Below are 9,949 nucleotides of genomic sequence, written 5' to 3'. Positions count from 1 at the left end.
GGGGAGCGGTGTGTGGTTCGGGCTGAGGGGGGGCAGGGGCGCCAGGGGGTTCAGGGGCGCGTTATGCGGACCCGGTAGTTTCCCTTCTCGTCCTTGTCGACCACGGATATGCGTATCCCGTTGCTCCGGTCGGTGAAGGTCTCGCCGGGCCGGAACGGGGCGTCGGACAGTTCGGCGTGCACGTTGGGCAGCCGGGTGCAGCCGGCGCTGCCCTTGGTGCTGTCCGCCACGGACACCGGGCCCTGCCCGGTGTCGATGTCCGAGCTCACCTTGTAGATCAGTACGCCCGGCCGGCAGATGGCCTGGTCGTTGCCTGCCTGGGTCCGTACCTCCACCGCGTAGCCGGACTCGCCGCTCAGCGGTACGAACGCCAGCTTGGTGCCGCCCTTGGTGGCCAGCGGGTTGAGTACGTGGTCGCTGGTGCCGGAGCGTGCGGCGCAGCTGATCTGTTTGTTGTCCAGCCAGCCGAGCTTCCACTTGTGCCAGCCGAGCAGGTCGTTGTTGGCCCCCCAGTCCTCGGACATGATGTCCCAGTGCCCGACCGAGCCGCCGCCCTCCATCGTGTAGAGGTCGGGGAGGCCGAAGACGTGGCCGTTCTCGTGCGGCAGGACCCGGTAGCCGGTCTGCTTGAACGATCCCGAGCCGTCGTCCTGCCGGCTGTAGATGAAGGACGTGTTGGCGAGGGGGACGCCGTCCGCCTTCGGGGCGTCGTCGTTGCCGGAGAAGGTCACGGACAGGACGGTGTCCAGGGCCGAGGGGCCGGCGTTCGGGGCGACCAGGATGTTGACCAGGTCGTACGCGGCGAAGTCCACCTTCGGACCGGCGGCGGTGACGATGTCCTGGACGAGGTGGCGGTAGCCCGGTTCGTACGGTGAGCCGCGCTCCATCCCGTACTCCGAGAACGGCAGTGGCATCCGCAGCCAGGACTTCAGCGGGGCGTCGGGGACGTAGGTGAGGCGGCCGTACGATCCGGTCCGGAACCAGTCGGTGGTCTGCGGGAAGAATTCGGCGTACCGGTCCATCGCCTTGCCGGCACCCGGTGCGTCGGGGAAGTCGATCATCAGGTTGAGGGCGCGGACCTTGCCGGTGGAGCGGGCGTAGCCCTCCGGGGTCGGCATGCCCTCCGACATCTGTACGCCCATGGCCGCCGGTATCCGGCACGGGGCGATGCCTGCGGAGCGGGGGGTGGCCACCGGTCCGGCCGAGGCCCGGCTGGCTATCGGGAGAGTGCTGCTGGCCGTGGCCATTGCGGCTATGACCAGGGCTGTTGCGGAGGCGAGCGCGATCGGGCGGCGGTGGCTGCGTATCCGGTGGCGGGGCTTTTGCATATAGCGCCTCGGGGTCCGCGGCAGTCGGCCGGCCCTGACTGCGCTCTGCGGATCAGCCTGTTGCGGGTGGTGCGGTGCCGCTCGTTGGGTGCGCCGTTCGGCTGGTTTTCCCGCACAGGATGTGGCGCAGGTCACATCGTGATGGGGAAATAAGTGGGGAGCCGTTCCCCGTTTGAATCCGTGTCCCCCGCGAAACGGGGAGACGGTCCCCGGTTACGGGAAGCTTGCATCCTGGACAACGGTGACCGTCACGGCAGGAGTGGTGGAAGAAGCGGAAGCAGAAGGAGGCCGTCGTCGTGAAGACCGTCAGCCGAGTCGCCACCGGAGCGACGCAGCCCCGGGCGCCCCGTCCGCGGGCCGATGCGCTGCGCAACCGGGAGCGGATCGTGACGGCCGCGCGCGAGATGTTCGTCGAGTTCGGGCCCGATGTGCCGCTCGACGAGGTCGCCAGGCGCGCCGGCGTCGGCAATGCCACCCTCTACCGGAACTTCCCCGACCGGGCCGCGCTGGTGCACGAGGTCGTGCTCGCGGTCACCTCCCGGACCACCGACCGCGCCGAAGAGGCGGCGGCCGAGGAGGCCGACGCCTTCGCCGCGCTCAGCCGTTTCGTGCACGCGGCGGCCGACGAACGGGTCGGGGCGCTGTGCCCGATGCTGTCCGGCGGCTTCGACAAGGACCATCCCGAACTGCTCGCCGAGCGCCGGCGCCTCGAAGAGGCCGTCGAGGGGCTCGTGGCGCGCGCCATGTCCGCGGGGCGGCTGCGCACCGACATCGCCGTCGGTGACGTACTCGTCGCCCTCTCCCAGCTCACCCGTCCGCTGCCCGGCACCGGCTGCCTGGACATCGACCGGTTCACCCACCGCCATCTACAGCTGTTCCTGGACGGACTGCAGGCCCCGGCCCGGTCCGAACTGCCCGGAACGGCGGCGACCTTGGAGGACCTGCGGCGCCGGCCATGACATCCGCGCCGGGCTCCTGAGCCGGGGGCCGTGCGGCGCGGTTGTCACGACCGCCGCGACCGCCACGCCTTGAACATTCCTCTCACCGATCGCCCGTCCACCGTCTTCTGTTCACCGTCTGCCCGTTCGCTCTCTGTCAGTTCACCGTCCGTCCGTTCTCCGTCCGTCCTTCACCGGCGTTTCGTCCCGGTTCACGAATCTCTTCGCGCCTTCGCGTGCCTGCGTGCGCGTGCGCGTCCTTAGGTGGATACCCCCATGCCAAAAACAGCCGATATCCGACTCCCGGACCCCAGCCGCTGGAAAGCGCTGGCGTTCATCGCCCTCGCGCAGCTGATGGTCGTGCTCGACGCCACGATCGTGAACATCGCGCTGCCGCACGCCCAGACGGCGCTGGACATATCCGATGCCAACAAGCAGTGGGTCATCACGGCGTACGCCCTCGCCTTCGGCGGGCTGCTTCTCTTCGGAGGCCGGATCGCCGACCTCTGGGGCCGTAAGCGGACCTTCGTCGTCGGCCTGATCGGCTTCGCGCTGGCGTCCGCGCTCGGCGGCGCGGCGCAGAACCAGGCGATGCTCTTCGGCTCCCGCGCGCTCCAGGGCGTCTTCGGCGCGCTGCTTGCGCCCGCGGCCCTGTCGCTGCTCGCCGTGATGTTCACCGACGCCAAGGAGCGCGCCAAGGCGTTCGGCATCTACGGTGCGATCGCCGGTGGCGGCGGCGCCGTCGGGCTGATCCTCGGCGGTTTCCTGACCCAGGCGCTGAACTGGCGCTGGACGTTCTTCGTCAACATCCCGTTCGCGATCGTCGCGGCCGCGGGCGCGTACTTCGTGATCCGTGAGCCGGCCGGCAGCCGCAACCGCGCCTCGCTCGACATCCCGGGCGTGGTCCTGTCCGCGCTGGGCCTGGTCTCGCTGGTGTACGGGTTCACCCGCGCCGAGTCCGCGGGCTGGTCGGACGGGCTGACCATCGGCATGTTCGTCGCCTCCGCGGTGCTGCTGCTCTCCTTCGTCCTGACCGAGTCCAAGGTCAAGTCGCCGCTGCTGCCGCTGCGCGTCCTGCTGGACCGCAACCGCGGTGGTGTCTACCTCTCGCTGGGTCTGGCCGTCATCGCGATGTTCGGGCTGTTCCTCTTCCTGACGTACTACCTCCAGGTCGTGAAGGGCTACTCGCCGATCAGGACCGGCTTCGCCTTCCTCCCGATGATCGCGGGCATGATCACCGGCTCGACGCAGATCGGTGCCCGGCTGATGACCCGGGTTCCGGCGCGCAAGCTCATGGGCCCCGGCTTCCTGGTCGCCGCCGTCGGCATGCTGCTGCTGACGCAGCTGGAGATCGGCTCCTCCTACGTCGGTCTCATCCTGCCCGCGCAGCTGCTGCTGGGGCTGGGCATGGGTACGGCGTTCATGCCGGCCATGTCGCTGGCCACGCACGGTGTCGAGCCCCGGGACTCGGGTGTCGCGTCCGCGATGGTCAACACCTCGCAGCAGGTGGGCGGTGCGATCGGGACGGCGCTGCTGAACACCATCGCCGCGTCGGCCGCGACGGCGTACGCCACCTCGCACGCCGCGCTCGGCGCCAGGAACCCGGAGCTGCTGAAGCTCCAGTCGATGGTGCACGGCTTTACCGGTGCCATCTGGTGGGCCGTCGGCATCCTGGTGGTGGCCTCCGCGATCGCGGTGACCTTCATCAACGCCGGCCGTCCTTCGACGGGCCCGGCGACCGGAGGCTCCGGTTCGGGTGAGACCGACGGGGTCGAGGACGAGTTCAAGGTCCCGGTCGTCGCCCACTGACGGCCGCGCCCGACGTGTGACATGGCTGTGTCCCGGTCCCGCCGAAGCGGGACCGGGGCACAGCCGCGTCACGGTTCATCCGCGTCACGGTTCATCCGCGTCACGGTTCATCCGCGTCACGGTTCAGGTGCGTACGTGCACGTGCCTGCATGTATGTGCGCGTACATGCAGGCGTGCGGGCACGTGTGCGGGCGTGCATAGGAGGGTGCACGCGGGCGTACGGGCGTACGGGCGTGCAGGTGCAAAGGGCCGGCGCGGCTCAGCGCAGCCAGGGCAGGTCGGCGTCCGCGCCCTCCGGCTGCAGACCGGCGGCGACGACCTGCATGATCTCGCCCAGCGAGCGCACCTGCTCGGGAGTGAGCCGGTCGAACATCGCCTGGCGTACGGCGTCGACATGGCCCGGTGCGGACCGGCGCAGCATCTCGAAGCCGTCGTCGGTGAGGACCGCGTTCTGGCCACGCTTGTCGGACGGGCAGTCCTCGCGGCGCACCCACCCGCTCTTCTCCAGCCGCGCGACGGCGTGCGAGAGCCGCGATCGGGTGATCTTGGCGTCCTTGGCCAGTTCCGTCATCCGCTTCTGGCGGCGTGGGGCCTGGGAGAGCTGGACGAGCAGTCCGTAATAGATGTGCGGCATGCCGGCATCGCGCTGCAACTGGCGGTCGAGGTGGTCCTCCATGAGCGTGGTGGCGTGGAGGTATGCGCGCCACACGCTCTGCTCTTCGTCGGAGAGCCAGCGCGGCTCGCCGGTGGATGCCGTGGTCATGTACTCCACTGTACGACCTTTTCTTGAAAGTTGAACTAGATAGAGCTAAGGTCTCCGGAAGAAGGAAGCTTGAAGATTAAAGAACCCTTCCTTCTCAAAAAGGCGCCTGTAGAAGGCCCAGTAGAAGACTTACCCGGATCAGCAGCGGATGGGGAGTGCCATGACAGTCACCGCGGAGCGCATGCCCGCCCTCTACCTCTCCCATGGCGCCCCGCCACTGGCCGACGACCCGGTCTGGCCCGGCGAACTGGCGGCCTGGTCCGCCGGACTGCCCCGCCCGCGCGCGATCCTGATGGTCTCCGCGCACTGGGAGGAGGCCCCGCTGGCCCTCGGCGCCACGGAGACGGTCCCGCTCGTCTACGACTTCTGGGGCTTCCCCGAGCACTACTACCAGGTGCAGTACGCCCCCCCGGGCGCGCCGGAGCTGGCGGAGAACGTACGCAAGCTGCTGCGCGGCGCCGGTACGCCGGTCCAGGACATCCCGGACCGCGGGCTCGACCACGGGGCGTACGTCCCGCTCGTGGAGATGTTCCCGGGCGCCGACATTCCCGTGCTCCAGATCTCGATGCCGACGCTGGACCCGCAGAAGCTCATGGACATCGGGCGCAAGCTCGCGCCGCTGCGCGACGAGGGCGTCCTGATCGTCGGCAGCGGCTTCTTCACCCACAACCTGGCCGCCCTGCGGCACGCGGGCGGCACCCCCGGCTGGTCGGCGGAGTTCGACGACTGGGGGGACCGGGCGCTGCGGGCACAGGACATCGACGCGCTGCTCGACTTCGAGAACAAGTCCCCGGCCGGCCGGCTGGCCCACCCGCGCACCGAGCACTTCGCACCGCTCTTCGTGACGCTGGGCGCCTCGGAGGGCGAGCTGGACCGGGGGCGCAGCGTCATCGACGGGTTCTGGATGGGGCTCGCGAAGCGGTCGGTGCAGTTCGGCTGAGCCCGGCACCGGCCGCGTCCCGGGGTGGCGAGTGTTGTGGAGCCGGTGGGTTCTACAGGGCCGGTGGGTTCAGTTCGATGGAGCGGAGTGCGGCGGCGAGGGCCGTTCTGTCGCCGACGTCCAGCGCGGTGTCGGTGAACTTGATGGTGTGATCGTCGCCGTGCGCCGCCGCCCGCGCGAACAACTCGTCGGCGGAGGCGGTCACCGGTGTGCAAGGAGCGGCCTCGGCCGGGCTGTACGCGGCGGTGACCGCGGCGCTCGCCGCCCATGCGGCCCCCAGGCTCGGCACCCAGAGGGCGCGGGGGAGCGCGGGCAGGATGCGCAGTACGGCGTTGGGCGCGGTCGCGGCGTGCACCAGCATGATCGGCTCGCCGTGCCCGTGCGTGGCGAACCGGTGGGTCGCGGCCCGCACCAGCTCCGCCAGCCGGTCCCGCGCCTCGTCCGGGTCGTCGGTGAACCGCTGCGGCCACACCGGGAACGCGGTGAGCTGCGCCAGCCGGTCCCGGATGCCGCCGTCCTGCTCGGGCACCGGCGGCACGGCGTCCAGCGCTGCCGCGGCGGTGGGTGCGGGGGCGAGCGGGGCCAGTACGGGCAGCGGCTGGTGGCGGGCGGCCCAGTATCCGAGGCCGTGGGCGAGTTCGGTGATCCGGGGCGCCGTCGCCTCGCCGGCGAGCAGAGTGCGTACGGAGTGGCCGACCCGGATCACGGGGTGGGTGGCGCCCGCCGCGATGCCGGGGAGCAGCCGCGGCCACCACTCGGTGAGGACGTCCCGCCAGGGGCGCTCGGCCGTCTCCCGCTCGAAGTACTCCGTCCAGTCCGCGATCCGGCGCGGGTCGCCGAGGGCCTCGCGCCAGTTCTCCGCCGTCACCCGGGTCGCGGTGTCCGGCATGTCCTCCAGCTTGTGGCTGTAGTGGTCGAGCCAGCGGTGGACGGCCGGTGCCTGACCGTGCCGGACCAGCGCCTCGACGGCCATGGGACCGTGATTGCTCAGCCAGCCGTTGCGCTCGGGGCCGGATCCGTGGAGGCGCTCCAGCGCCTCGTCGAGCGTGCCGGTGGTGTCGTCCGCGGTGCTTCTCGTGCCGTCCGCGGTGTTCGTCGTGTCGCCTGCGGTGTTCTTCAGATCGTCCGGCGTGTTCCTCGCGTCGTCCGCGGTGTTCCTCGTGTCGTCCATACGGGAGCACGCTAGGCGCGGGGCCCGCACGGCGTAACGGACCTCGGACCCGGATCGGCACCGGCCGTGGGACTAGGGCTGCGGCCCCAGCCGCTTCTCGTACCAGGCCACGTCCCAGTACGTGCCGAACTTCCGGCCCACTTCTGCGTACGTACCGACATGGCGGAAACCGAAGCGCTCGTGCAGCCGGGCGGAGGCCTCGTTGGGCCGGGTCACGCCCGCGTACGCGCGGTGCACGTCCTCGCCGGTGAGCGCCTCGAACAGGGCCGTGTAGAGGAGCGTGCCGATGCCTCGGCCGGTGGCCCGGGGGGCGCAGTACACGCTCGCCTCGACCGAGGTCGAGTACGCCGCCTTGGGGCGGAAAGCGCTGCTGGTGGCGTATCCCAGGATCGAGGCGGGGCCGACAAGCCGGACATCCTGAGCAACCAGAAGGCGGTGCGGGCCGTCTTCAGGGTGGGAACGCAACCACGGCAACCGCTGTTGGGGAGTGAAGGGGGTCGTGTCGAATGTGACCGTGGTCTCACGCACGTAATGGTTGTAGATGTCCGTGAGTGCCACCAGATCACCCTCGATGCCCGGCCTGACCTGCACTTCTGTCCGGCTCTCCGGCATGCGCACCCCCTTGTGGCGGCACAGGGTACTGCATGATCGCGAAAATGAATGCCAGGCGTGGGAATTCTGTCCGGATTCCAGTCGTTGTTTCCATCGGATGCAGGGCACCCGGAAGGGTGTCGCGACCTACTCAGCAAGGGAGCACGCATGGCAACCCGTGCCGTCGCCCGTCGTTCGTCCACCACCGGTGGGACCAGCCGGGCAAGCAGCGTTCGCGCCGCGGGCGGGGAGATCGCCGATCGCGACCTGGTCGGCATGTACCTGGACGAGATCGCGCGTACGCCGCTGCTCGACGCCGCCAAGGAGGTCGAGCTGTCGCAGACCGTCGAGGCGGGCGTCTACGCCCGGCAGATACTCGACGGCTCGGTCGACAGCAAGGCCGGCGGAGCCACGCGTGAGGAACTGGAGGCGCTGGTCGCCGACGGCGAGCGCGCCAAGGACGTATTCATCCGTTCCAACCTCCGGCTCGTCGTTGCCGTCGCCCGCCGCTATCCGCGCGCCGGGCTGCCTCTGCTCGACCTGATCCAGGAGGGCAATGCGGGCCTGGTGCGCGCGGTCGAGAAGTTCGACTACGCCAAGGGCTTCAAGTTCTCCACGTACGCGACGTGGTGGATCCGTCAGGCCATCACCCGCTCCATAGCCGACCAGTCCCGTACGATCCGGCTCCCCGTCCACCTGGTGGAGGAGCTCGGCCGGATCCGCCGGGTGCAGCGCGAGTTCAACCGCGAACACGGCCGTGAGCCGGAGCACGCGGAGATAGCGGCCGAGCTGGACTCCACGCCGGAGCGCGTGGGCGACGTGCTGGACTGGGCGCGCGACCCGGTCAGTCTCAACATGTCCGTGGACGACGAGGGCGAGACCCAGTTCGGCGATCTGCTGGAGGACACCTCCGCGGTGTCGCCCGAGCAGTCGGTGATGACGCTGCTGCGCAGTGAGGAGCTGGAGGACCTGATCGGCAAGCTCGACAACCGCACGGCCTCCATCATCCGCATGAGGTACGGCATCGAGGACGGCCGTGAGCGGACCCTCACCGAGGTGGGCAAGCAGCATGGCCTCACCCGCGAGCGGATCCGGCAGATCGAGAAGCACGCACTGCTGGAACTGAAGCGAATGGCCCACGACACGGGTTTTGACGCTGCGGCGTGAGCCTTCGTCCAGTAACCTCCGAAATAGGTCGCTTCGCGTGACCTCCCAGAGCTGAGTCCCGGCGCCCACCCCCCCTGGCGCCGGGGCTCATTCTTTTGCCCCGGAGTCGGGAGGGGTGGCCGAGGCGGCCGAGGTCAGGGTGTTGCCGTGGGGGTCGTCAGGGTGTCGCCGCGCGGGTCAGGCGGGCGCCCAGATCGCTCAGGTACTCCGCCATCTGCGGCGGGCCGTGCACGGTGAAGTCGCAGTCCACCAGCGCCAGCCGGAGCGCCACCCACTCCAGCGAGTCCGCGAGCACCGCCCGCAGCCGGCAGGTGTTCTCGCCGGTCCGCTCCAACGGGCCGATCGCGGCAGGCAGCCGCGCGGACACGAAGTCCGCCGGGGCCGCGAAGCTCACGTCGACCTCCAGCTCCGGCTGCCGGCGGGCGATGGAGCCGGCGAGGAACTTCGCCGCGTCCCCCGTGGGCAGCGCACGCGGGGTGAACCGGGCCCCGGTGGCGAACGGCTCGCTCACCCGGTCGACCCGGAACGTACGCCAGTCCTCGCGCCCCAGGTCGTACGCGACGAGGTACCAGCGCCACCCCGTGCTCACCAGCCGGTACGGCTCGGCCTCGCGCTTCGACTCGGCGCCGTCGCCCGCCCGGTACGCGAACCGCAGCCGCTCCTGGCCGGTGACCGCGGACGCCATCACGGTCAGCGTCCGCGGGTCGATGGTCGAACCGTCGCCGCGGGTCAGCGGCATCGTCGCGTTCTGCAGCGTCGAGACCCGGTGGCGCAGCCGGGACGGCAGCACCTGCTCCAGCTTCGCCAGCGCCCGCACCGACGCCTCGTCCACCCCCTCGATGGCGTGCCCGGCCCCCGCCCGCAGGCCCACGGCGATGGCCACCGCCTCCTCGTCGTCGAGCAGCAGCGGCGGCATCGCGGTGCCTGCGACCAGCCGGTAGCCGCCGATGGAGCCGCGCGAGGCCTCGACCGGATAGCCGAGCTCGCGGAGCCGGTCGATGTCCCGGCGGATGGTGCGCGGGCTGACGTCCAGCCGCTCGGCGAGCTCGCTGCCCGGCCACTCGCGGGGTGTCTGGAGGAGCGACAGCAGATTCAGCAGTCGTGCCGGGGTGTCGGTCATGGGCTCAGCCTTCTGCCTGGGTGCCGGTCCACTGCCTGGACGTGTGGGGTGCCGGTGGGCTCGTGCGGGGTGTCGGTCGTCTCATCAGGGTGCCCATCCATTGGGTCATGACCTGACCTAAT

Annotated in this window: 9 protein-coding genes; 4 read left to right on the top strand and 5 right to left on the bottom strand. The window is 70.3% G+C overall.

Annotated elements, in window-relative coordinates; translation table 11 throughout:
* Positions 1-50 precede the first annotated feature (50 nt).
* Complete coding sequence (locus AADR41_RS16865; RefSeq protein ID WP_342282217.1) at positions 51-1,328, bottom strand: M6 family metalloprotease domain-containing protein; 1,278 nt, start codon at positions 1,326-1,328, stop codon at positions 51-53.
* Between the two features lie 296 nt (positions 1,329-1,624).
* On the opposite strand from AADR41_RS16865, the gene AADR41_RS16860 reads away from it, so the two are divergent.
* Both AADR41_RS16860 and AADR41_RS16855 read left to right on the top strand, forming a co-directional pair.
* Positions 1,625-2,287, top strand: coding sequence for a TetR/AcrR family transcriptional regulator (locus tag AADR41_RS16860; RefSeq protein WP_342282216.1), 663 nt, complete (start codon positions 1,625-1,627; stop codon positions 2,285-2,287).
* Positions 2,288-2,542: 255 nt separating this feature from the next.
* A complete protein-coding gene (locus AADR41_RS16855; RefSeq protein WP_342282215.1) occupies positions 2,543-4,075 on the top strand; it encodes an MFS transporter in 1,533 nt (510 codons plus the stop codon).
* A 259-nt stretch (positions 4,076-4,334) separates the two neighbouring features.
* Here the strand turns inward: AADR41_RS16855 and AADR41_RS16850 are convergent, their stop codons facing one another.
* A complete protein-coding gene (locus AADR41_RS16850; RefSeq protein ID WP_342282214.1) occupies positions 4,335-4,847 on the bottom strand; it encodes a MarR family winged helix-turn-helix transcriptional regulator in 513 nt (170 codons plus the stop codon).
* 151 nt (positions 4,848-4,998) lie between these two features.
* On the opposite strand from AADR41_RS16850, the gene AADR41_RS16845 reads away from it, so the two are divergent.
* On the top strand, positions 4,999-5,778 hold the full coding sequence (locus tag AADR41_RS16845; protein ID WP_342282213.1) for a dioxygenase family protein: 780 nt from the start codon (positions 4,999-5,001) through the stop codon (positions 5,776-5,778).
* A gap of 52 nt (positions 5,779-5,830) precedes the next feature.
* Here AADR41_RS16845 and AADR41_RS16840 read toward each other — a convergent pair whose 3' ends face one another.
* Positions 5,831-6,949: a questin oxidase family protein gene (locus AADR41_RS16840; RefSeq protein WP_342282212.1), complete on the bottom strand. Its 1,119-nt coding sequence runs from the start codon at positions 6,947-6,949 to the stop codon at positions 5,831-5,833.
* 72 nt (positions 6,950-7,021) lie between these two features.
* Positions 7,022-7,561, bottom strand: a complete 540-nt coding sequence (locus AADR41_RS16835) for a GNAT family N-acetyltransferase (RefSeq protein ID WP_342282211.1) — start codon at positions 7,559-7,561, stop codon at positions 7,022-7,024.
* A gap of 147 nt (positions 7,562-7,708) precedes the next feature.
* Here AADR41_RS16835 and AADR41_RS16830 point away from each other — a divergent pair, with 147 nt between their 5' ends.
* Positions 7,709-8,707 carry a sigma-70 family RNA polymerase sigma factor gene (locus AADR41_RS16830; protein WP_342282210.1) on the top strand — a complete coding sequence of 333 codons (999 nt, stop codon included), beginning with the start codon at positions 7,709-7,711 and terminating at the stop codon, positions 8,705-8,707.
* Between the two features lie 157 nt (positions 8,708-8,864).
* On the opposite strand, the gene AADR41_RS16825 is transcribed toward AADR41_RS16830, so the two are convergent.
* Entirely contained in the window at positions 8,865-9,827 is a 963-nt protein-coding gene (locus AADR41_RS16825; RefSeq protein WP_342282209.1) for a helix-turn-helix transcriptional regulator, read from the bottom strand.
* Between the last annotated feature and the right edge of the window lie 122 nt (positions 9,828-9,949).

It is taken from the genome of Streptomyces sp. CLV115, from assembly GCF_038448545.1.
GTDB classification, from domain to species: domain Bacteria; phylum Actinomycetota; class Actinomycetes; order Streptomycetales; family Streptomycetaceae; genus Streptomyces; species Streptomyces sanglieri.
This window is presented reverse-complemented; position numbering and strand designations above follow the sequence as displayed.

Excerpts from the sequence above, each read along its gene's own strand:
- AADR41_RS16840 (WP_342282212.1), bottom strand. The coding sequence starts at position 6,949 with ATGGACGACACGAGGAACACCGCGGACGACGCGAGGAACACGCCGGAC.
- AADR41_RS16865 (WP_342282217.1), bottom strand. The coding sequence starts at position 1,328 with ATGCAAAAGCCCCGCCACCGGATACGCAGCCACCGCCGCCCGATCGCG.
- AADR41_RS16835 (WP_342282211.1), bottom strand. The coding sequence starts at position 7,561 with ATGCCGGAGAGCCGGACAGAAGTGCAGGTCAGGCCGGGCATCGAGGGT.
- AADR41_RS16845 (WP_342282213.1), top strand. The coding sequence starts at position 4,999 with ATGACAGTCACCGCGGAGCGCATGCCCGCCCTCTACCTCTCCCATGGC.
- AADR41_RS16830 (WP_342282210.1), top strand. The coding sequence starts at position 7,709 with ATGGCAACCCGTGCCGTCGCCCGTCGTTCGTCCACCACCGGTGGGACC.
- AADR41_RS16825 (WP_342282209.1), bottom strand. The coding sequence starts at position 9,827 with ATGACCGACACCCCGGCACGACTGCTGAATCTGCTGTCGCTCCTCCAG.
- AADR41_RS16855 (WP_342282215.1), top strand. The coding sequence starts at position 2,543 with ATGCCAAAAACAGCCGATATCCGACTCCCGGACCCCAGCCGCTGGAAA.